At 35.2% G+C, this 23,882-nt stretch carries 19 protein-coding genes; 10 read left to right on the forward strand and 9 right to left on the reverse strand.

Annotated elements, in window-relative coordinates; all coding sequences use genetic code 11:
- Nucleotides 1–33: 33 nt before the first annotated feature.
- Nucleotides 34–1,008: a dipeptidase gene (locus LF886_RS13695; protein WP_236850076.1), complete on the reverse strand. Its 975-nt coding sequence runs from the start codon at nucleotides 1,006–1,008 to the stop codon at nucleotides 34–36.
- Between the two features lie 241 nt (nucleotides 1,009–1,249).
- Here LF886_RS13695 and thrS point away from each other — a divergent pair, with 241 nt between their 5' ends.
- Together thrS and infC are read left to right on the forward strand one after the other, a co-directional pair.
- Entirely contained in the window at nucleotides 1,250–3,169 is a 1,920-nt protein-coding gene (thrS, locus tag LF886_RS13700; protein ID WP_236850077.1) for a threonine--tRNA ligase, read from the forward strand.
- A gap of 163 nt (nucleotides 3,170–3,332) precedes the next feature.
- On the forward strand, nucleotides 3,333–3,833 hold the full coding sequence (infC, locus tag LF886_RS13705; protein WP_236850078.1) for a translation initiation factor IF-3: 501 nt from the start codon (nucleotides 3,333–3,335) through the stop codon (nucleotides 3,831–3,833).
- A 147-nt stretch (nucleotides 3,834–3,980) separates the two neighbouring features.
- Here the strand turns inward: infC and LF886_RS13710 are convergent, their stop codons facing one another.
- Nucleotides 3,981–4,541 carry a hypothetical protein gene (locus LF886_RS13710; RefSeq protein WP_236850079.1) on the reverse strand — a complete coding sequence of 187 codons (561 nt, stop codon included), beginning with the start codon at nucleotides 4,539–4,541 and terminating at the stop codon, nucleotides 3,981–3,983.
- A gap of 158 nt (nucleotides 4,542–4,699) precedes the next feature.
- Between LF886_RS13710 and LF886_RS13715 the strand changes: the two genes are divergently transcribed.
- Together LF886_RS13715 and LF886_RS13720 are read left to right on the forward strand one after the other, a co-directional pair.
- Complete coding sequence (locus tag LF886_RS13715) at nucleotides 4,700–5,773, forward strand: resolvase (protein WP_236850080.1); 1,074 nt, start codon at nucleotides 4,700–4,702, stop codon at nucleotides 5,771–5,773.
- 108 nt (nucleotides 5,774–5,881) lie between these two features.
- Nucleotides 5,882–6,448, forward strand: coding sequence for a hypothetical protein (locus LF886_RS13720; protein ID WP_236850081.1), 567 nt, complete (start codon nucleotides 5,882–5,884; stop codon nucleotides 6,446–6,448).
- 84 nt (nucleotides 6,449–6,532) lie between these two features.
- On the opposite strand, the gene LF886_RS13725 is transcribed toward LF886_RS13720, so the two are convergent.
- The 6 genes from LF886_RS13725 to LF886_RS13750 form a co-directional block, all read right to left on the reverse strand.
- Entirely contained in the window at nucleotides 6,533–7,162 is a 630-nt protein-coding gene (locus tag LF886_RS13725; protein ID WP_236850082.1) for a response regulator transcription factor, read from the reverse strand.
- Nucleotides 7,163–7,164: 2 nt separating this feature from the next.
- The gene (locus LF886_RS13730; protein WP_236850083.1) at nucleotides 7,165–9,495 is read right to left on the reverse strand and encodes an ATP-binding protein; all 2,331 of its coding nucleotides are present in this window, start codon (nucleotides 9,493–9,495) and stop codon (nucleotides 7,165–7,167) included.
- Nucleotides 9,434–11,902, reverse strand: a complete 2,469-nt coding sequence (locus tag LF886_RS13735) for a tetratricopeptide repeat protein (protein ID WP_236850084.1) — start codon at nucleotides 11,900–11,902, stop codon at nucleotides 9,434–9,436. The genes LF886_RS13730 and LF886_RS13735 overlap by 62 nt, the downstream gene beginning before the upstream one ends.
- Nucleotides 11,903–12,014: 112 nt before the next feature.
- Nucleotides 12,015–12,779: a hypothetical protein gene (locus LF886_RS13740; protein ID WP_236850085.1), complete on the reverse strand. Its 765-nt coding sequence runs from the start codon at nucleotides 12,777–12,779 to the stop codon at nucleotides 12,015–12,017.
- 1 nt (nucleotide 12,780) lies between these two features.
- On the reverse strand, nucleotides 12,781–13,011 hold the full coding sequence (locus LF886_RS13745; RefSeq protein WP_236850086.1) for a hypothetical protein: 231 nt from the start codon (nucleotides 13,009–13,011) through the stop codon (nucleotides 12,781–12,783).
- 648 nt (nucleotides 13,012–13,659) lie between these two features.
- Nucleotides 13,660–15,141, reverse strand: coding sequence for a hypothetical protein (locus LF886_RS13750; RefSeq protein WP_236850087.1), 1,482 nt, complete (start codon nucleotides 15,139–15,141; stop codon nucleotides 13,660–13,662).
- A 248-nt stretch (nucleotides 15,142–15,389) separates the two neighbouring features.
- Between LF886_RS13750 and LF886_RS13755 the strand changes: the two genes are divergently transcribed.
- The 6 genes from LF886_RS13755 to LF886_RS13780 all read left to right on the forward strand — a co-directional run bounded on the left by LF886_RS13755 (nucleotide 15,390) and on the right by LF886_RS13780 (nucleotide 21,357).
- Nucleotides 15,390–16,211 (forward strand): alpha/beta fold hydrolase, encoded by an 822-nt coding sequence (locus tag LF886_RS13755; RefSeq protein WP_236850088.1) that lies wholly within the window; start codon nucleotides 15,390–15,392, stop codon nucleotides 16,209–16,211.
- Nucleotides 16,212–16,434: 223 nt separating this feature from the next.
- Complete coding sequence (gene rpmI, locus LF886_RS13760) at nucleotides 16,435–16,632, forward strand: 50S ribosomal protein L35 (RefSeq protein ID WP_002979658.1); 198 nt, start codon at nucleotides 16,435–16,437, stop codon at nucleotides 16,630–16,632.
- Nucleotides 16,633–16,750: 118 nt separating this feature from the next.
- The gene (rplT, locus tag LF886_RS13765; protein ID WP_103233532.1) at nucleotides 16,751–17,095 is read left to right on the forward strand and encodes a 50S ribosomal protein L20; all 345 of its coding nucleotides are present in this window, start codon (nucleotides 16,751–16,753) and stop codon (nucleotides 17,093–17,095) included.
- A gap of 466 nt (nucleotides 17,096–17,561) precedes the next feature.
- Nucleotides 17,562–18,743, forward strand: a complete 1,182-nt coding sequence (locus LF886_RS13770; RefSeq protein WP_236850089.1) for a M28 family peptidase — start codon at nucleotides 17,562–17,564, stop codon at nucleotides 18,741–18,743.
- A 64-nt stretch (nucleotides 18,744–18,807) separates the two neighbouring features.
- Complete coding sequence (locus LF886_RS13775; RefSeq protein ID WP_236850090.1) at nucleotides 18,808–19,983, forward strand: M28 family peptidase; 1,176 nt, start codon at nucleotides 18,808–18,810, stop codon at nucleotides 19,981–19,983.
- A gap of 210 nt (nucleotides 19,984–20,193) precedes the next feature.
- Entirely contained in the window at nucleotides 20,194–21,357 is a 1,164-nt protein-coding gene (locus LF886_RS13780) for a M28 family peptidase (protein ID WP_236850091.1), read from the forward strand.
- A 72-nt stretch (nucleotides 21,358–21,429) separates the two neighbouring features.
- On the opposite strand, the gene LF886_RS13785 is transcribed toward LF886_RS13780, so the two are convergent.
- Complete coding sequence (locus LF886_RS13785) at nucleotides 21,430–23,553, reverse strand: TonB-dependent receptor (protein ID WP_236850092.1); 2,124 nt, start codon at nucleotides 23,551–23,553, stop codon at nucleotides 21,430–21,432.
- Nucleotides 23,554–23,882 lie beyond the last annotated feature (329 nt).

Here is a 23,882-nt window from a genome sequence, read left to right on the forward strand (position 1 = left end):
TGCGAGAGAATAAAATCGTCTTCAATTCTGTTTTTATTTATACATATTCTCTATAAACCTAAGAGCATTTTTATGACTGATCTTTTCTACCAGTTCGGATGAGAAGCGTTTTTCAATTTCTTTATTGATCGCATTGAAGGCAGACGCATCATCATATCCTTCAAAGAAAAAAGGATAACGGGATTTATCCGGATGGTTTTTGCAAAAGAAAAAATCTGCACCATAAGCAATAGCATCTTCTGCTCCTAAATCAAGACCGTACTGAATATGTTCATATAACATCTCGGGATTTTTCTCATCAATACAGTTGCGGATAAAATTGAGCCCTATTAATCCTTTCCTTTTAATAACTTCTTTTGCCAGTTCATCAGGAAGGTTTCTTTTTTTGTCATGTACCTGTCTATAATTAGAATGACTTGCCAAAATAGGAATCTTGTAGTTTCTTTGATCTATATAATTAAGAATTCCATAGGCAAGCTGATCACTGGTATGAGCCAGATCAATAGCGATATTCTTTTCTGAAATATAATCTAGCAGAACTTTTCCGTCATCTTTCAGTCCCACATCAGAATTGTTTCCTCCTCCAAAACGGTTTTCAGTATAATGGGTTATTCCCAGGTAAAGAACTCGCTGTGTTTTTTCAATGATGTCTTCCAGGTTTTTAAAACCAGATTCCAGGGTATCACTTTCGCCACAAAAGCCGGATGCATTTTCAATAGAAGCAATAACCCCTACTTTGTTCGTGTTCTCAGGATTCTTATAGTTTTCCCCATCAAATAAGAAAAAACTTTCATTTTGTAGGAGATCCGAAAATATTTCACTCTGTTTTGCTCCATAAACAGTACTATTTTCTCCTGTTGCCGAGTATATGGCCATAACCTGAAGCTTTACATTTCCTTCTTGTAAATAAGGAAGTGAACAGCCAAGCTCTTTGTCATCAATTAATGAGCCCGGCTCTAATAAATAGCATAATAAATCGCAGTGCAAATCAACATTTATAGTATTCATATTGAAGTATAATTTGTTTGTTTTTTAAAGAATTTCAAAAAAATGAGTCTTAATAACAAGGAAATACATATCAGAAAATTCTGAAGTATTTTTTTGTGAAAAACTGAATCTGGAGTTCAATGAGACAAAAACACCCCTATTTTTCTTTTTTAATATTAATTCTCATTCTAAATATATAGGCTAATATAGTATATTATCTAAAAATTCCGTATTTTTGCATCTTAAAATTTCTTAGTAAACAATGATAAAAATTACACTTCCAGACAATAGTGTCAAAGAATTCGAGGGAGCAGTGACTCCACTAGATGTGGCAAAATCTATAAGCGAGGGATTGGCTAGAAACACCATTTCCGCAATTGTTAATGACAAACAAGTAGAAACAACCACACCTATAACCACGGATTCTACGGTACAGCTATTGACATGGAATGATGATCTTGGAAAGAAGGCTTTCTGGCACTCTTCTGCCCACCTTTTGGCGCAGGCAATCCTTGAATTTTATCCTAATGCTAAGTTGACCATCGGGCCTGCCATTGAAAGCGGATTCTATTATGATGTAGATTTCGGGGATGAAAACTTATCTGAAAAAGATTTTGAAAAGATTGAGAAAAAGATCTTAGAAAATGCGAAGAAAGGTTCTACTTTCTCCTTATATCCGGTTTCTAAAGATGAAGCTTTAAAAACATATGCAGACAACCCGTACAAAGTAGAATTGATTTCTAATCTTAATGATGGAGAAATCACTTTTGTAACACACGATAATTTCACAGATTTATGTCGTGGTGGTCACATTCCGAATACAGGAATTGTAAAAGCGGTTAAAATTTTAAATGCAGCAGGGGCCTATTGGAGAGGAAATGAAAAGAACCCACAATTGACAAGAGTATATGGTATTTCTTTCCCGAAACAGAAAGATCTTACTGAATATCTTGAAAGATTGGAAGAGGCAAAAAGAAGAGACCACAGAAAATTAGGTAAAGAACTTGGAATTTTCGCATTTTCTGAAAAAGTAGGTGCCGGTTTACCACTATGGTTGCCAAAAGGTACTGCTTTAAGAAGAAAACTGGAAAATTTCCTTTCTGATGCTCAGAAAAAAGGAGGGTATGAATTTGTAATGTCTCCACATATTGGATCTAAAGAATTATACGTAACTTCTGGTCACTGGGATAAATATGGAGCAGACAGCTTCCAGCCGATCAAAACTCCGAACGAAGGTGAAGAATTTTTGCTGAAGCCAATGAACTGTCCTCACCACTGTGAAATTTACAAGACTTCGCAATGGAGCTACAGAGATTTACCAAAGAGATATGCAGAGTTCGGTACAGTATACAGATATGAGCAGAGTGGAGAGCTTCACGGCTTAACAAGAGTTCGTGGATTTACTCAGGATGATGCTCACCTTTTCTGTACTCCGGATCAGCTTTCTGAAGAATTTGAAAAAGTAATTGACTTGACTCTTTATGTTTTCAAATCTCTAGGTTTTGAAGATTTTGTCACTCAGGTTTCATTAAGAGATCCTGAAAACAAAGAAAAATATATCGGTTCTGATGAGAACTGGGAGAAAGCAGAAAGTGCCATCATCAATGCTGCTCAAAAGAAAGGCTTGAAAACAGTTATTGAATATGGTGAAGCGGCATTCTATGGTCCTAAACTTGACTTCATGGTGAAGGATGCTTTGGGAAGAAAATGGCAGCTGGGAACCATTCAGGTAGATTATAACCTACCGGAAAGGTTCGATCTTCATTATATCGGAAATGATAACGAAAAACACAGACCGGTAATGATCCACAGAGCACCTTTCGGTTCTATGGAACGTTTTATCGCTATTTTGTTAGAAAATACGGCAGGTGATTTCCCATTATGGCTGAGCCCGGATCAGTTTATTATTCTACCAATCAGTGAAAAATATGTAGATTATTCGAAAAAAGTTTCAGAATTTTTGGAAAATCACGATATTAGCGGTCAGATTGATGACAGAAACGAGAAGACAGGTAAAAAAATCCGTGATGCTGAATTGAAGAAGATTCCTTTTATGCTTGTAGTAGGGGAAAATGAAGAAAATGAAGGCACGATTTCTGTAAGAAGACGTGGAGAAGGAGATCTTGGAGTGATGAAACTAGAAGATTTTGTAGCTTACTTCAAAAAAGAGGCAGCAATATAAATTTAAATTAAAAGATTGAAGGATTCAAAAATAAATGGATCTTTCAATTTTTAAATATTTAAATCAATTAAATTAAGTAATTAACCAATAAAATTATAATACAATAGCACAAAGATTTAACAACAGGGGCCCACAAAGACGTCCTGTACAGGAGGACTTACACTTGATCAACGATAAAATTCGTGTGAGAGAGCTTCGTTTGGTGGGCGATAACGTAGAGCCAGGAATTTATCCAATTGACAAAGCAAGACAGATTGCAGCGGATCAGGAGTTGGATTTAGTAGTAATTTCTGATAAAGCAGAACCTTTTATTGCAAGAATATTAGAATATAAAAAATTCTTGTATGAGCAAAAGAAAAAACAAAAGGAACTTAAAGCTAAGCAAGTAAAAGTGGTTGTAAAAGAGATCCGTTTCGGACCTCAGACTGATGATCACGATTATGAATTCAAGAGAAAGCATGCTGAAAAATTCCTTGAAGAAGGTTCAAAATTAAAAACCTACGTATTTTTTAAAGGACGTTCGATTATCTTTAAGGACCAGGGAGAAATTTTGCTTTTAAAACTTGCTCAGGAATTGGAGCATGTTGGTAAAGTAGATCAGCTTCCTAAGCTTGAAGGAAAAAGGATGATTATGATGATGAGTCCTAAAAAACCAGCAAAATAATTAAATCATTATTTTACATATAAACCTCAAAGCAATTTGAGGTTTTTTTGTTGTACAATTTTCAGGGAAGTTATAGAAATCGTTGATTCAGACTACTCTACCGCCTGAATCAACGATCATCTTCTCACAGAAATTTATAAAATTCTACTATCCTTCAAAATCACCACAATCATGCTCTGTAAAAAGAGACAAAGCTTTTTGGGTGGTGAAATAGGTGGATATTCTTTTGTTTTTCATTTCCAGTTTCTGACCTTCTATAACAAGTTCGTAAACCGGGGATTTATCTATTTGAATTAAGGTATAAATTCTTTCCGGGGTTTTAAAAATAGTTTTATTTCCTTCTATAGAATATGAAAAATCATGGATTTCAAAGGTGTCTTTTTCATCACAAACATTGGTCCATCTTATTTTCTTCTTTGTGATGGACAAGCTTGCTAAATCGCATGAATAACAGTTACCTGAGAACTCAATCCCATATTTCTCATACACGTTTGTACTTTTACTATTCAATACATCAATAGGAACTAAGGATGCAAAATCACTGGGTACTTCTAATTTTGATGTGTCCTTCTTTTCCGGATCCGTTTTAGAAACCGGAGCTGTTTTTACATCTGGAGAAGCATTTTTTTCCACTTTTCTTTCTGTAGCGGGTGAACAGGAAGCTAATAAAGCCATGACAACTGAAAAGCTGATTATTACGTTTTTCATTTTTATAAAAATAATTTACAATACTTAGTGTATCGCTTTGTAAAATTGTTCAAATTCTACCGTTTGATATATCCCTGTTTTCAGCCATTTATTCCCCATTTTAGGCGGTTTTGTTGGCTGCTGGTCTGAATACTGATACATTTGCCAAAAAATGTAAAATGAAATTCTTAAATCAATTCTTTATATCATCTATGGTTGTTTTTGTGGGATGTAACCAACAGAATAAAATGTCAGGGACCAACAAGGCAGAAACTGAAGTTAAGCAAAAAAGAATAACCTTTGCCGATTTCAAAAAAATAAAAGGAGTAGATAATGTACAGGATGTCCCCTTTCAGTTATTCACCAAGCTGGATTCTATACAGTTTTTTGTAAGTCCAAGCAAAGATGCGGCTCATCTGAAAATAGCTTATAATAAACTTCATAATTATTATGGATTTGAAGAGTTTGAGGACTTCTACTCCATTCATTACAGCATTGATAATAATATTTCGAACAGCATTGAAGCTTTTGTTTTGAAATCAGAATTCAAGGCAGCATTTGAATTGACTTTAAAAGGGGTGGATCTTTATGAGATCAGAAGCAGTACATTTAAAAAATCTGACGATTTTAAGAATAAATCTTTTAGCAAATACGGAACAATTGCTGAGATTTCAGAGCAGGAATTTAAAGCAAGCTCAAAAAACCGAATCGGTGAAGCGTTGGTAAAAAATCCGAATGTACAGCTGCAGGATGGTAACTGGGTATACACTGACAATAGCAGAAAAGAGGTTATCACACAACATGAAAATATATCTACCGAGACCGGACCACTTGCTAATGAATATGTAGGACGATCACCTTTCTTAAATCTGGAGGTTTTCAAAGAAAATACTGATGAAGCCGTAGATTCTTTCTATTCTTTTTACAATATAAAAAATGCACCCATGTTTGAATTGGGTACACAGGGTTATCCACAGATTCTACCTACTAAGAACTGGGTCACCTACATCTCATCCAATAATGATGTGGAGAGTAATTTTGTGATCACCCAATACTTACCACAAACTAAAAGACAGGAGAACCTTTTGTATGCAAATTTTACCAATTTCAAAATAGCCGATGAAAAAAAAGCATTCTGGACAGATAATGAGACCTTTTACGCAGAAGTTTATCCACTCAATTCTGCTTCGGCCAATGGTAAAAAACAGAAAACGGCTTTTATCAAAATTCAACTGAAGGCTAATCTGTTTTAAGTAAGAATGCATTTTAATATCTATCAATAAAATAAAAACCCCTGAAACCAGCGAGTGTCTAAGGGAATAAAGTCTAATATCTTTGCTGCAATTATTTAAAGAGATACAATGAAAAAATTAAGTTTAACCCTTCTTTTTTGTTTACTAAGTTTTATGACTTTCGCACAATCGTTAAAAGTAGTTATAAAACAGGATGGAAAAGTGATTGAGCCCGTGAATGATGTTTATGAACTGAAAAAATCTACATTCCTGTTCGAAATTACCTCTACCAATCTGGAAGGATTTTTAGTGGGGGCCACTACGAATAAGGACATTTATGCCGGAGCTTTAGGTCTTTTGAATACGGAGATTCCATGGTTTCAGAATACGGGAATGGCGGAGGAACTGTATAACAAGGATAAAGAAATGTTTCTGATGGATTCTGCGCCTTCGTACTGGTATTATACAGACGCAAGAGACCATAGATTCGATAAAAACCCTAAAGGTAACATCAAACAATGGACAGCTACCCGTACTATTACAAGGTTTTATGATATCATGGTGGATCAGCCCATCAATTTAAAAGATTTTGACGGCAGCGTTTACCTATTAATGTATCAGCCTGAATATAATGACGAGTATGATTTAATAGGAAAGAAAAACCTGTTTCAGGCTGCGTTGAAATTCAAAGATTAATGCTACACACCTAAATTATTTGATTATATAAAAAAAGGTCTGTTTCCGTAATGAAAGCAGGCCTTTTTTGTGGAATGAATATTTTTACGCGATAATCAAACCGTATTCTATCGCTAATTTTATAGCTGAGCTAAGATTGGATGTTTGAAATTTTTCAATAAGATTTTTTCTATGACTCTCTACAGTATGTGGGCTGATAAAGAGTTTTTCTGCCATTTGATTGGTAGTAAGCCCTCTTGCTGCTTCCCCCAGAATTTCTTTTTCTCTTCTTGTCAATTTCGGGACCTGGCTTAATCCATCCACCGATTTTTTCTCCAGAACAGACTTGGTTTGTGAGCATAAAAACCGATTCCCTTCATATACGGCAGTAATGCCTTCCAGAATTTCAGAAACTGAAGCATTTTTTTGAATGTATCCCAAAGCACCTTCAGCCAAAGAACTATTGATTACAGGCAGTTCATTGTGAACGCTAAGGATAATAATCTGGAGATTTCCGTATTTTTTCTTTAAAGGTTTTATGAGTTCAATGCTGTTGGTATCTACCAGATTGATGTCCAGCAACAAAATATCAATGGTTTGCTTTGCAAGACCTGCATTCATTTCTGAAACGTTTCTGAAACAATCTACAACATCTATGGTGTTACTGTTTCCTAAAATATTCTTCAATCCTTCTAAGAGAAGTGGATGATCGTCTGTTATGGCTACTTTTATCATGTTTAATGAATAGGAATTTGAAGTTCTATACTGGTTCCAATATTCAGTTCGGAGGTGATGTTCATCGTTCCTTTTAAAAACTGGACTCTGAGTTCTATATTGTGAAAACCAGCTGTTTTTTTCTCGTCTAAGCTTGCAGGGTCAAAACCTTTGCCATTGTCCTCTACGGTAAGGTTTAATGCATTTTCTCCCTCACTTATCTGAATAATAATTTCGGAAGTATTGGCATGTTTTATGGCGTTGTTGACCAATTCCTGGATGATTCTGTAAATGATCAATTGCTTTTCCTGTGATATGGAATTGCTGTAATTGATAAATTCTGTGTGAATTTCTAATGCATTATTGGAAATACGCAGGGCAAACTCCTGAATGGCGATTTCCAGACCGTATTTCATTAATAAATCGGGCATTAAATTGTGTGCTACACGTCTTAGCTCCTCCACTGCACCATCAATCTGGTCAATTGATTTAGAAATCCCTTCTTCTATATTCCCAGACTGATGAGGGTTCAAGTAAGACAACTGATGTTTGGTTCCGGAAAGCAGACCTCCCAATCCGTCATGGAGATCACGGGCGAGGCGGCCACGCTCCTGTTCCTGCCCTTCAAGCAATGCTGTAAGCGTGGATATTTTTGAGTTTTGTTTCTCTTTTTCCATGGCTAAAGTATGCAACTCGTCTCTCCGCTTGATGGATTTCGCACGTTGTTTATAGGCATAAAGCAGTAAAAGGATCAACACAATGAAGAATATAATAAAGAAAATATAGTAGGTATTGATCTTTTCTTTGAACGCCAGCAGCTTTTTGTAGGTATTGATATCGTTGTTCTTCTGCTGGGTTTCTAATTTTGCCAAGTGAAGCTGCTGCTCTTTTTTCTCCGATTCAAGTTCTGAGAATTTCAGTCGTTCACGTTGGTTTTCTTCTACCAGTTTTAAGTTGTTGTACACCTGTTCACGCTGTGCCCGCAAGATGTTGATCAACTTAATTTCCTGTGCTTTTTTATCACTTTCCAGCTGCAGCTTTATATACTTCTGCTCCTGTCGTTCTTTATCAAACTGAGATTCTAATCTTTTGGTAATATCGAGTTTTTCCTGATCGTAAATGCTTTTATATTTGTCAACATAACTTTTATAATACGTAAGTGCTTCTTTATAATTGCCCTGCTCTTCGCTGATTCTGGATAAAGATTCAAGAATAGACAATTCTATATTATGATCTCTAACCGGGCTTTTCCCAATTTCCATAGAAGCTTTTAGAAAATAAGATTTAGCTAAGTCATAATTTTTATCCTGTAGGGCCAATTCTGCCAGAATCCCAAATGAAGAAGCGATATGGATGGGATCTCCTATTTCCAGACTCACGCTGTTGGCTAACCTGGCATATTGCATGGCCTTCTCCCTATCAAAACCAGTATACAAATTGGCTAAATTGATCGCAGCATAGGAAAGACTGCTCCTATTGAGCATAGCCTCTTTGTTTTTGTTGAAAGTCGTGATAGCCTGCAGATAATACTGCTCTGTTTTATTTCTAAACTCTGTATTCGATGGAGTTTGGGTGTATTTTTGTTCGTATACGTAGCCCATTCGCATATAGGCATCGAAGATAAGATTAGGATCATTTTGTTTGGATGCCAACAGGAGAAATTGTTTGCTGTATTTCTCTTCCAGTTGGTATTCATTGAGGTTAGAATAAATAGCAGAAAGCTCTTTGGCTGTATTGCCAAATCTTCCGTACAGCGTGGAAGTCGTTGGCGAATTTTCGTAATATTCGATCGCTTTTAGATAAGCAGCAACGGCATCAGTTGTTTTATTATTGCGTACCAAAATCCAGCCTTTAGCATATTGCAGGTAGCCTTTGGCTTCGTTACTGTTCGTTTTTAAACTATACCCTTTTGCCATGTCCAGACTTTTTAAAGATTCCGCTCCTTTATTATCAAGCCGATAATTCATGGCTTGTACGGCATACAAAATGGTGGCGTATTTCCCGTCAGTCTGCTTTGTGGCGATGGAGATGTTGGTTTCTAAAACCTGATAAGATTTAGACTTAAGGTTGTGAAAAAATAAGGCTGTAGCGTATTTGGGAGCCAGATTCAGCTGCTCTGCTGTATTGTTTGAAGCATGGTTGTATTCCTTTTCAAATTTGCTTAAAACATCTTGTGCCTGAACAAAAAACGGACAAAAAAGTACAATAAATATAAACAATAACCTGTGCATCAAACCCTTATCTTTATTAAGTTGTATTGTAGTAAAGAATGTAAATATAAGTAAATACCTGCTAATTGATTTTGAAGCCATTTTCTTCAGCGAAAGATCTCCACTTCTGAAGTTTTTTTTCATTTTTAAATGCCGGATCTTCACCGTAGTAGTACACCAAACGCTGAGTAGCATATTCGTAGGCATTGTAAGCATTAGCTTGTTCGTAGTACTTAATAGCTTTCTTTGCATCGGCTTTTACACCCATGCCATGTTCATAGATAATACCGTAATAGATCCCCGAATAAGACTTATCATAGTCTTTCTTTAAATACATCAAAAGGTTCTTATAATCTCTTAGCTGATAATAGATTTCTGAAATCTTATCGTAGTTATAGTAGTATTTTTTCTCGGCCTTTTGATAAAAATCCAAAGCTTTATCATAATCCTGTACGACATGTTCTCCAAAATAGTACAAATCACCTAAATTGGTAAGCGCCATTCCGTCATCAAGCTCAGCGCCTTTTCTGTACGCCTGAATTGCTTTTTTGATATTAAAAGCATATCCGGTTCCGTTGTGGTACAAAGCCCCTATATTGTTCCAGGCTACAGGGTGATTTTGTTGTGCCGCTTTTTCGTAATATGCAATCCCTTTTTGTGGATTAAATAATGATTCAATTTCAGGATCGGTGAGTAATATCCCCATTTCTACCCAGCTGTCTACATCGTTTTTCTGAGCAGATAGTTCAAACAAGCGAAGTGCTTCCCGGTAATTTTGATTTTCTTTTGCATCAAAAGCCATTTTTTTAATGATTTCAACATCCATAAACTGTTCAAAGTTACTACCGGCCTGGTTTTTCCAACGGTTATAAAAGGAAGTAAAATATTCCAAATCTTTTCCCCGGAATGAATACCGATCCAGATAAATAGGTCCATACTCAGCTGTCTCTACCATCTGAATGCTTCTGTCTTCATTTATTCTAAACATATTGGCTCCTTTATATAGAAACAGCAACCCTTCTTCCGTTCTATAATTCAAAGGATTAGAAATATAGTCATACAATTCTGCCGACAAACCATTTTCGAAATCAAACAATAGATACCCTTTATTTTTTTGGACAGATAAAAATCCGTTTTGCAAATAATGCATCTGTTTAATTTCTGATTGAGGAGCGATTAACCAATTCTCATTATCTGCATCGAAAAGTCCTAATCCGGTTTGGGTTTCCAGGATAAAAGCATTGTTTTTATATCCAATACTTGATTCTGCTTTTACTTTAATAATATATTCATTGTCTAACAAAAACAGATGTTTTAAGGCATGATAGATCTTCCATTTTTTATCTTTACGAACAGCCAGTGCTTCAAAATGATCTATTAAAATCAATTGATCTGCTTCATCTATTATAAGGCCGCCATTTTCATCAATCAATCTACCTTTTTTGTCAAATTTGTTCGGTTTAATCCAGAAACAAGCATTCGTTTTTAAGATACTACCTTCTAAGAAATCACCCAAATAGCATCCTTCTTTTGTATAGTACCTGCGTTTGCTGGTTCCCTTTTGTTTGGTGAAAAACAACTCTGGAAAATAATCATACTCATAAGAGCTTTCGCTTTCAACAGGAATAATGATATTATTTTCATCGCCATACACTCCAAATTTCCCTTCTTTTTCCACCCCTAAAAATCCATAGGCTACTCTTTCGATTGCATCATAATCAGCGGGAACCAGCCAGGTTTTTGAATACACTTTTAAAATCCCCGATTTCCCATTCACTTTTACTTCACCCAAAGGTTCCAGAGCAAAATCGAACACATCAAAAGCTTCTTCATACATTGGAGGAACCAATTCTTTCCCGTCACTTTGCAGGTACCCGAACAGTCCTTCTTTTTGGATCACCGATATCCCGTAATGATAGTCTGTTTCAAATATTTCATCATAAACAGCCGGAGCCAAAATAGCACCTTTTGCATCCTTCAGTCCCAATTTTCCGTTTTTTTCAAATACAGAAGAGGCTGCTTTCTTATAAGCAAGCTCCTCAAAATATCCCAGTCCGTAATTGATCCAGTCCGTCTGTAAAATATCGAGAAATGAAGAATAGCCTGTACGCGAAAACAAGGAATCTAATAATGAAAGATTCTGACTTTGCACCGCTTTTTTATACAGCTTGCTCTTCTGTTGAATTTCCACCAGCCATTCCTTTGCCTGTACTTTATGCTTTTCTTCATTCATATTGAACACATCTGTGGCATTCAGCACGAAGGAATCATAAGGCAAAGCCTCCAGGAACTCAAACATTTTATTGACAGGTTCGTAGTAAGCTTTTTTGTAATGCAGTTGATAGGTATCGGCCAGTAAATTGAAAAAATAACGCAGGTGAACAATTCCTTGTTCTTTATTAGAGAAAAATTCAACGCCTTCCACTGTGATATCTTCTGCAATAAGAGGATACAGCAATAATGGAATTTCATAATTCCACTCGCCTAAATAAGTATCGAACGATTGATCTGTTTTCTGATCGTAATTGTATAGATAAATACGGTGTGCCATTCCTTGAAATTAGTAAATCGTAAAGCTTTGAAACATTCTGTTTACGATGATTTTATTGAAATTAAACAGAAATCTCCAGTGAAGGTGTTATCTAAAGGATTTGTATGGTAGATTAAGTATACTCAAAACAGATCACTGCCTTTTTTAATTCTTTGTCGTAAAATAAATATAACTGGTCTGCTGCCCATTTTTGAAAGTCGTAACCTTCTAAGCATCCAATATAATCCATCAGTTCTATATCGTTTTTATAGGGCTTTTTTATCAGATTACATCCCGAAAACTGACATGATTCAAAAGGGAGTTTATCGGAATTTATCTCATCAAATACACCTGATATTTTCCCCTGAATTCTTTCCTGCAGATAATCATTAGGCTTATCATTTTCGAGATCCTCTACCGTCAATTGACGCAATCTTTCTAATCTTCTTATATCTTCTACCTCCAATCCGGGTCTGTTAAAATCTTTATCATACAGTTTTCCATTTTTATTGAAGTATGCTTTTAACAGAGAATACATGGCGCTATTCACACTGTATTCAATTTCTTCTTCCGTATATTGATCGCCGTAGTTGGCAGGATCTATTTCTTTGGAAATGGTAAAATAATTCCAGTCGGCATCAAATTTATATTTGCCGTCAATAACATCGAAGCCAATCATATCTTCTTTTGTAAACTGGTTGTGATATTGCGAAGTAGCATCACCAATTTGCCCATCAAAGAGTTCTTTTACTGATACAATATGCAGCCACTGATCTTCTGATGGATCAATAATTTTTAAATTAATTGAACAAATGGGAAGGAAATATTTTTTATGATTCTCAATATCATCATAAAATACGTCTTCATACTCCGGAAAAATTTTTATTAAGTCTGTCATTTTATTTTCTTATGAGTTTTAGCTGTTCACCCTCTTTTGCCAAGTTAAAAGACATAGCTTTTGATGGTTTGAAAATTTTTGTTGGAGCTTCACAGGTTCCCGATTTACTCACACTGTCCACTTCCATTTCTATTTGGTTGGTTTCCGTAAAATAATATCTCCCATACACTTCTGTAAAGCAGTCATTTCCGCATTGCCAGCTATCATAACTTTTGAATTTTTCTTCATCCAAAAAGTTTACCGCGTGAAAATTAACGATCCATGCAGAATCTATTCTTTTAGACAGAGAATAGGTTTTTCCGCCTTCTGGAGTAATAAGTCCTCCAACATCTACAATCCAATTCGTGTTTTTCAGGTAATTTGGAAAGTTTGTTTTTTTCTTTCAGGATTTTTGCAGCTGAAAGCACTTATTATCATGAAACTAAAAAAAACTAAGGTAAGAGTCTTATTCATTCTATCAGCTATTTCATTATTGATATCAATTTGCAAAATATAGGTCTGCAAAGATGTTATGTCTTCAAAATTAATGATATGGTTTTATAAAACCAGCTATCTGATTACTTTTACAGCTTCTTCTTCACTCAATTTTATTTGGCTATTGTTTTTACCCATCTTTTTTATTGTAGTGTTTGTTCGAAATAAGAATTTATCATTGAATTGGGTGTGAAAAAGAAAGCTATAAAAGTTATAAAATTAAGAAGGTCAAAATCATTAGATGTTTCACCGTTTTATTTTTAACAAATCTTTGAGCCAAAGGTAGTCAATGGTATCACATGAAAATATCCCTGATACTGGTGGTTTTTTAGTTTATTTCATTTTGAACATCTGCTTTATCTGATACTTATTTTTAATCTATTCAATAGTAAGAAGACTCAGATAATCATTCTTTATATTCTTTTCCTGAGTAGATATCAATATAGTAGTATAAATCTTGTCCGGAATTAAGTTTTACCCTCACCAAACCATCCGAATTGATGGACTGATAAGCTTTTGATCCAATACTTTTTTTAGTTTTATTATCATAAAGTTTGTACAAACCATCTTTCTCTTTTTGAAGAGCATAGATCTGATTTTCTATATCCAAAACCGAGATTTCGTTGTATTCAGGCTTTATTTCCCAGCTCTTTTTAGTGCTGTTCCACAAGCCTTTTGTTCTCAATTGTTTTTCGTTTTCAATGGGAATAAGATATAAATCATTCATTCCTTGATAAGAATTTATTTTCCCGAATTTCCAGTTTTTCTCAATGAATTCATTGGGTAAAATCATTTTTCTATCGGGCCAAATCACATTGCCAAGCTGATCCAAAACCTTAAAATTATAGGTACCAATAGAATCTGTAACCTCTCCTTTAGTATCGATATATAACCAATCGAAAGCCCAGATATCATGATCGTAATTGAAAACACCCAGCAAAAAATAAGGTGAATTGGTAATAGAATACACTAAGGAAGTTTTTCTTATGAAATCAATTTGAGAGGCTGTTGCCTTTGTAATTTCTTTCGGAAATACTTTTTCATATTGTGGAAAAGGGTAAATATGACCGGTTTTACTATCTGCTAAAAGTTTAGGAACTTCCGGTTCATAGCGCTCTTTATTCACTTCACTCAATATTATATTTTCGTTTCCAAAGCGGATAGAAAGAGTTTCAGTCCCTTTTAGTCCGCTGAGAATTGGCTTTTTCTGATTCAGTTCATATATTGAAAAATTTGTGTTTGAAGCTTTGAGAAATCGTTTGTTCTCCAATAGCTCAGCAATATTGTTTTCAATTTTATTTAAATGGTCTTTTCTGATTTCGTAAACGCTTCCATTCCAAAAGACATGGTTTTCATCTACAGAAGCTAAATTCAGGTCATAATGATCTTCCAGATACGGAACGTCTTCGTGAAGTAAGATTTGTTTGGTTTCCAGCACTCCAATCTCAATCTTATGATACGTTTGTTCTTTCTTGATGTCTCCTCCCATAATATTCCAATCCCATTTCCAGGCAGGCATTTTCTTTTCGTATTCTATGTCTTTTTTATAAAAGGTAAGTCCATTGACCACATTTAAATTGATTTCACTGGGTGAGAAATTCAAAACAGTCTTTCCATTTTCATCGATGACGGCATATTCATTTTTCTGATTTTCAACCACAGCAAAACCTGTAGGTGTAAACACAGATGCATTTTTGAATTTCTGATTGGTAACAGATTTCAAACTTATCTTATCTACATAAACAAAATCATGCTGTTTAGTTAAAAACGGAATACTATTTATGGGTTTTGTTTTTGATGGTGCTAATGAAGAGTTTTCTTTTTTCTCCTGAGTACAAGCCGTTGCCGAAGCTGCCATAAAAAGGATACTAAATACTATTGTTTTCAAGTTTTCGAAATTTTATTGATCATCTTAATCAATATTAGAGAGAATCGAAGGATAAGACAATCCCGATTATCAGCTATATTTCATGGCAGACACGATGCATTTCAACTAATGTTACCTGTATATTATTATTGTTTAAAAATTCTTAATCAATTATTATCTTAGATCAATATGTAGTGAAGATTTTCTATCTACATTTGTGAATATAAAAAAGTCAAATACACTATTTATTAATCATAAAAAAAGAAACAATGAGCACACTTACATTAAAAGACGGAACAGAGATTTATTACAAAGATTGGGGAAAAGGACAAACGATTTTCTTCCATCACGGATGGCCGCTATCAAGTGACGACTGGGATGCACAGATGTTCTTTTTCTTAGAAAAGGGTTACAGAGTAATTGCTCATGACAGAAGAGGACACGGGAAATCTGAACAAACTCCTTACGGACATGATATGGATACTTATGCTTCTGACGTAGCAGAAATTGTTACAGCATTGGATCTAAAAGATGTCATCCATGTAGGACATTCTACAGGTGGTGGTGAAGTCATCCGATATGTAGCAAAACATGGTAATGGAAGAGTTTCAAAAGCCGTTCTGATAAGTGCAGTTACACCTATTATGGTTCAGAATGAGAATAATCCGAACGGAGTTCCTATTTCGGTTTTTGATGATATCCGAAATAATACAGCTAACCACAGACAACAATTTTTCATTGATCTTACCTTCCCTTTTTACGGTTACAACAGAGAAGGGGCCAATGTTTCTGAAGGAATCCAGAGAAACTGGTGGAGACAGGGAATGAGTGGTTCTATTAAAGCGCATTATGACTGTGTAAAAGCTTTTTCTGAAACAGACTTCACGGAGGATCTTAAAAGCGTAGAGGTACCAGTGCTTGTTATGCATGGTGAAGATGATCAGATTGTTCCTTTTGAAAAAACGGGTAAAGTAGCCGCTACCCTTCTTAAAAACGGAAAGCTTATCTCGTATCCTGGTTTCCCACACGGTATGCCGACAACGGAAGCTGAAACGATCAACAAAGATCTTTTAGAATTCTTTAAATCATAGTTTTAAAAGACGAAGTTAAATAGCTTATTATTATAAAAAGGCAAACCCGTATTGATACAGGTTTGCCTTTTAAATTTCATGATAAGAATCCCTCTATAGATACAGATTAAAATTTACTTTCACGTGTCACATTTTTTTCGTAATTTTGCAAACTATTATTCCTAATGTCCTTAGGGGTAACCAATACAGATATTGATAACAAAAACAATAAAAAAGCAAAACAATGCCAAAATTAAAAACGAAATCAGGTGCTAAAAAGCGTTTTGCTCTTACTGGTTCTGGTAAGATCAAAAGAAAAAATGCTTACAAAAGCCACATCTTAACTAAGAAAGAAACTAAGCAGAAGAGAAATCTTACTACTACTTCTTACGTAGCTAAAGTGGACGAAAAAAGCGTTCAACGTCAATTAGCAATTAAGTAGTTTTTATAAATCTATATTCGGTTTATAAGAATTCAAACAAATTCAACACTTTAACCCTGAAACGGTGCCACTAAGAGCAATATATGTTGCCGCCCTTTTCAAAAAAACAATTTAAATTATGCCAAGATCAGTAAATGCCGTAGCTTCAAGAGCTCGCAGAAAGAAAATTTTTAAGCACGCTAAAGGTTATTTCGGAAGAAGAAAGAACGTTTGGACTGTAGCTAAAAACGCGGTAGAAAAAGCAATGCAATATGCTTACCGTGGTAGAAAAGAGAAAAAGAGAAATTTCAGAGCACTTTGGATCACTCGTATCAACGCAGGAGCTAGAGAGCACGGAATGTCTTACTCTCAATTTATGGGAACTCTTAAGAAGAACAACATCGAACTAAACAGAAAAGTTTTAGCAGATTTAGCAATGAATCACCCTGAAGCTTTCAAAGCTGTTGTAGATCAAGTAAAATAATGTAGAATAGATTTTGTTATCAATATAAGTCCCGGGTTCGCCCGGGATTTTTTTTGTTTTTTATACTTCTACCCTACAAAATAAGATATATCATAAGACTGGTACTAAGATTCAATTGCTTTCTTAATAGCGATATTCACTCGATCAATTTAGCAGACAAACTCTTTAATCTTTATTTCAAAATCTGGTTTCAGTCAACATATTTTCATACAAATTGACATATCATCAAATGCAAATTTTATATTAAAGATTAAATTACCAAACATTTAACACGATACTGATAAAATCAAAGAAAAAAATAAATAAAAAACCATCATTAAATGAATGAAAATCTACCATTCTAATAAACTGCATAAAATGATATATTATTATTAAAAAATCAATTGAAATAACACGAACGAATACTATTATCAACAATAAATGATGATTTATTGCTATATTAGCAATCTCTAAAGAAAGTATCAAAATGAAAAAAGTTGCAGCTTTTTTGCTAACATCAATTGCATTACAAGCCATTGATGCCCAAAGTTTTATTCAGGTTTATAAAGACCGGGCGAATATGGTTACTCAAACCAATATCAATACAAACCTTCAGGAATTTGCCGGGTTTGGGATAAAAAGAACAGGTACAACAGCTAATAACAATGCTTTGGACTGGATTAAAAACAAATATCTTTCTTATGGATATACCGCAAGTGACTTTTCTGAAGACGCCTTCACCTACGGAAGCAATACATCAAAAAACCTGATTATTACCAAAACCGGAACTTTATATCCCAACAAATATGTCATTATCTGTGGGCATTACGATACCATTACAGGGCCTGGAGTGAGTGATAATGGCAGTGGAACTTCTATTATCATGGAAGCAGCAAGAATTTTGAAAGACGTTCCAACAGAATATTCTATCAAGTTTATTCATTTCTCAGGAGAAGAACAAGGTCTTGTAGGAAGTAATCATTATGTGAATAATGTTGCTTATCAAGGAGGCACCCGTGTTCTGGATATCAAACTTGTTTTAAATATTGACCAGGTAGGAGGCCTGATAGGAAATAACAACAATACCATCAACTGTGAAAGAGATGAAGGCGGAGTATCTTCCAACAATGCAATATCCAATACGATGACACAGGAACTGATGACCTGTACTACCCTTTACTCTCCTCTTCAGACCAATCTATCTCATGCTTACAACTCAGATTATATGCCTTTTGAAGCAAAAGGATATACCATTACCGGATTTTATGAAACTATCGAAAGTAATAATCAACATACAGTAAGTGACACCTATGCAAACCTTGATCCTGTATATATTTTTAATGTAGGGAAAGCCACTGTGGGTGCATTACAGCATTTTGCCGTTGCCACAACAACCAATAATCTTTTAAGCACTCATGAAAGCGCTGTGCAAAAATCAGCAGAAGCCATCAGAATTTATCCTAATCCTGCTAAAGATCTTATCACAGTGGAATTTCAACAAAAAGTAAAACAATTCAAAGTTGAAATTAATGATATGGTAGGAAACATGATTTTACAAGTTGAAAATCAGGAGAAAATAAATACTTCCGGCTTAAAAAATGGAGTGTATACCATTATGATTAAGACTGATAAAGGAAATACATCAAAAAAAATAATCATTAACAAATAATGCCGGACCGGAAATGCTGATTTAAGCTTACTTCCATCAGTATATTACACATTACGATTAAAGAATGAAGAAAATCACTACATTTTTACTGGCTTCTCTCGCTATTCAAAGTATTGGAGCTCAAAGTTTTATTCAGGCTTATCAGGACAGGGCGAATATGGTAACTCAGACCAATATTACAACGTACCTTCAGGAATTTGCCAATTTAGGAGTAAAGACTACCGGGTCACCGGCTAATGCCAATGCGCTGACATGGCTTAAAAACAAGTATACCTCCTATGGATATGCAGCCAATCAGATGGCAGAGGATCCTTTTACTGCAGGAAGCTATACTTCTAAAAATCTGGTGATTACAAAAACGGGAACTGTGTATCCTAATAAATATATAATCATCTGTGGACATTTCGATAGTATTACTGGCTTGGGCATCAATGATAACGGAAGCGGAACTTCTATTATTCTTGAAGCAGCCAGGATTCTGAAAGATGTACCAACGGAATATTCTATAAAATTCATTCATTTTTCCGGGGAAGAGCAAGGGCTTCTCGGCAGCAGTCATTATGCAAATACTGTAGCATATCAGGGAAGCAACCGTGTTTTGGATATCAAACTGGTCTTTAATCTGGATCAGGTAGGTGGTGTGATGGGAAATAATAACAATACCGTTTATTGTGATCAGGATCTTGGAGGGCTTACCTCAAACAATGCTGCTTCTGCGGTAGTGACGCAGGAATTAAGAAACTGTACTGCACTCTACTCTCCTCTTCAGACGGCTGTAGACCCTGCGGAAGCTACAGATTATATTCCCTTTGAGCAGAAAGGTGAAGTAATCACAGGCTACTTTGAAAGAATCAGGAGCAGCTATCCGCATACTTTAAGTGATACTTTTGCCAATACAGATCCTGTGTACATTTACAATATAGGAAAGGCAGCTGTAGGCGCTTTACAGCATTTTGCCGTTGCTACCGGAACATTGGAAACCCATGAAGCTGTTTTGAAAAACACATTGGAAACCGTAAAAATTTATCCTAATCCCGTAAAAGACATCATCAATATTGAACTTCCTGATTCTGGGATTAAGAATTTTACATTTGAAATTACTGACTTTCAGGGGCGGTCTATTCTCAAGAGAACCAACGAAACAAAAATTAATGCTTCAGGACTGGAAAATGGCGCTTATCTTGGTATTTTAAAAGTCGGAGATCAAACCGTAGTAAGAAAAGTGATGATTGAAAGATAAATTCAGATTACCATAAAATCTTATTATATACAAAACCTTTGAAGCAATTCAGAGGTTTTATTTTTTTTGCCAGCATTGATATTAAGATATTTATAACACATCTATACTTATTGATATGACATTCATAATAAAATTCATTTTATTTTATTAACATTAAACACTTCATTGTGATTTATTTACTACATTCGTGTTACCAAAATAATATTATATATGAAAAAATTCGCAACACTTGTATGCACTGCAGTGATGATGCAGGGTATTTCAGCTCAAAGTTTTATTCAAGCCTATAAAAACAGGGCTGATATGGTTACTCAGGCTAATATCACGGCCAACTTACAGGAATTTAGTAATCTGGGAGTAAAAACTACGGGTTCGCAGGCTAATGTCAATACCATGAACTGGATTAAAAACAAGTACCTTTCTTACGGGTATACAGCCAGTCAGATAGAGGAAAGCCCTTTTACTTTCGGGAGCACCAGCTCTAAAAATCTAATCATCACTAAAACAGGAACACTTTATCCCAACAAGTATGTTATCATTTGCGGGCATTTTGACACCATTACGGGTCCTGGTGTAAATGATAATGGCAGCGGAACTTCTATTATTCTTGAAGCAGCAAGAATTCTGAAAAATGTTTCGACTGAATATTCTATAAAATTCATTCACTTTTCTGGCGAAGAGCAGGGATTGAGAGGAAGCACCCACTATGTCAATAATGTGGTATATCAGGGAGGAGTCCGCAAATTGGATATCAAACTGGTCATCAACCTGGACCAGGTAGGTGGTGTGAAAGGAAATAATAACAACACGGTATATTGTGATGAAGATCAGGGAGGTCTTTCCAGCAACAATGCTGCTTCTGCAGCGGTAACGCAGCAGCTGAGAAACTGTACAGCACTCTACTCTCCTCTTCAGACGGCTGTAGATCCGGCAGCAGATACCGATTATATCCCTTTTGAACAGAAAGGTGAAGTAATTACCGGTTTTTTTGAAAGAATAAGAAGCAATTATCCACATACCTCCAAAGATACTTTTACCAATATGGATCCTGTGTATGTATATAATATTGGAAAGGCTACTGTAGGTGCATTACAGCATTTTGCAGCGGCTTCTACAACACTACCTGTAGCAAAGAATTCATTAGAGACTGTAAAGATCTATCCTAATCCCGCCAACAATGTTATTAACATTGAATTACCGGATTATAAAGAAAGTAATTTCAGTTTTGAAATCACCAATTCTATGGGAAGAACAATGCTTAAAGTGAATAATGAAAGAAAGGTTGATGTTTCCGGTCTTCAAAACGGAGTCTATATTGGAGTTTTGAAAGTAGGTGATCAGACGCTTGTTAAAAATATCATGATTGAAAGATAAAAGATAATCTCACTGAAAAAATACAGCCCTTTTCTATTGTGAAAAGGGCTATTTTTATAAAAAGGATTAATATTAATAATTAAAATTAAGGGAAACCGTATAATATCTTCCGTTTCCGCGTACATATTCTGCATCCCTTGCAGTATACATTGAGGTTGGTGTGAAATAAGAAGTATTGAATAAATTCTCTATTCCAAGTCCTATGGTCAGGAGTTTATTCAGTTTATAGCTTCCCTGAACATTAAATAGATTAAAGCTTTTCACAGGTCCTTCTCCTTCATCATACTTTCCTGAAGCTGCGGGCTCAAACTTATCTCTTTTAAATGAGTACATATGATAAACTCCTAACTGTAATTTCTGAGCCTTATCATTCCATTTGACGAAAGAATTCAACCTTGCCGGAGCAATTCTCAAACCACTTAAATATTTTTCGTAATTGTTGTCATTTTTCACATCTACTTTTCCTTCCTGGTAAGTATAATTGGTTCCGATAGTTAAGCCTTGTGTCGGATAGACATTCACTGACAATTCAACTCCGTTGATGTACTGAGGAGCCCTAAGCGGAGTCCAGAAACCATTCACAGAAACGAGATCAGCACCAAGTTTGGAATAATTATAGAAATAACTGGCAGAAAAATCTACATACTGCCCGATTTTACTGTTGAAACCTATTTCATAATTATCAATGACTACAGGATCAGTATTAATTTCACTTAAGACATTGCTTTTAGCATCTCTAAGTACACGGCCCAAGTCATAGATATTAAATCCTCTGGAATAAGAAGTGAAAGGCTGGAAGAAATCAAACGCCACATAGCTCACGCCTACATTGTAAGACAGATTTGAATAATTCAATTTTCCTCCTTCTACATTGAAAGGAACATCTTTGTTGGATGGTAAAGTAGTATAATCCGGAACTTTTACAGACATTTTATCCCATCGGACTCCTGCCTTTACTGTCAGATCATCGGTAAGAAATAATTTTCCCTGTACAAAAGGCGCTGCAGCCAGCATATTCATTTCAGGAACCCACATTCTACCATCTACCAACGGCTGGCTTGTTTTTTCATTTAAGAGATCCAACCCATACGTTAATGAACCTTTTAATCCTTTATCTTTTCCAAACTCCGTATTGAAATCTGCTCTGAATCCATATTTTTTCTCTAAAATGGCCGACTGTCCTCCTGTTTTCCATCTCGGCGCATTTCTATAGTCATAAATGGTATAGAAGTCCTGGAAATACAAGGTTGTATTAAGACTAGTGTTACGGAAAATATTCTTATTGATATATTTAAGATACCCGTTGTGATTATATCTTGTTCCTTCTTTTACCCCTTCTCTATCTCCTAATTTTCCGGTAGAAGGCTGTTCTCCGTATTTCCCAAGATCCAAAATATATTTTGAATCCTGCAGACTGGAATAGTAATTATACATCACTTCCAGCCTATTGTTGTTATTAATATCGTAGCCTATTTTCGCAAAAATATTATTGACCGCAGTTTCTCCCAATCCGTATCGTGGATTCTGAACCAATCCATCACCGTCTATTTTCACTCCGTTCTGAGTCAATGTTCCGTTCACAAGATAGTCGAACTTCCCTGCTTTTCCAAAGAAACTTTGTGATACTCTATATCCTGCACCGCCATCTGATTTGAACATTTTGTTATTAAACAAATCATGGCTGGTAAATCCTAAAACGGTTCTTCCTGAAAAGGTTTTACCAGAAGTGCTTTTTTGCGTAATATAATTTATGATCCCTCCTTCGGCACCATTCCCATAAATGGACGTTGCTCCTTTTACGACTTCAATTCGTTCTAAAACAGAAGGATCGATGCTTCTGATTTCTCTGTCATTGTTACGCAAGGGGCTTGATTGCGGGATTCCATCGATCATGATCAGAACGTTTCTTCCTCTTAATGTCTGCCCTCTATTGCTCACCAGATTATTCCCAAATGCTAATCCGGGTACTTTGTAGGCAAGAATATTGCTGAGATCGGCAGAGATCAATGACTGTTCTGCAATTTCTTTTTTGCTGATGATATTGACGGTAGAAGCTGTTTTCTTTACAATTTCCGGAGATCTTGATGCGGTAACAATCACTTCATCAAGCCTGTTCTGTTCTAATGAATCTTTTTTCTGGGCAGCTGCTTGAGAAAATGCCACAAGACTCCCTATCAAAAAAATAGATTTATTCATACTTAAGCGTTATTTAGAATAATTAAAAACAAAAGTACGATTTTTAGCAGTTTTCGAAATTTGGGTGTTTTAACAACTAACTCTACGCTATAGTTTTAAATGCAATCATCAAGCATATTTAAATAAAATAATCAATATATACAGTTATTATAATTTATTTTATTAACATCAACTGATAATCATCATGTATAAAAGCTCTATATAATATATCTGATTTCATAATTTTTTTCTGTTTTAATGAAAAAGAGCTGTCTCAAAAATGTCATTCTGAGCGCAATGAAATGCAGTGAAGAATCTCATACATCTGGTTATCAATAAGATTCTTCCTT

The organism is Chryseobacterium sp. MEBOG07 (genome assembly GCF_021869745.1).
Classification (GTDB): Bacteria; Bacteroidota; Bacteroidia; order Flavobacteriales; family Weeksellaceae; genus Chryseobacterium; species Chryseobacterium viscerum.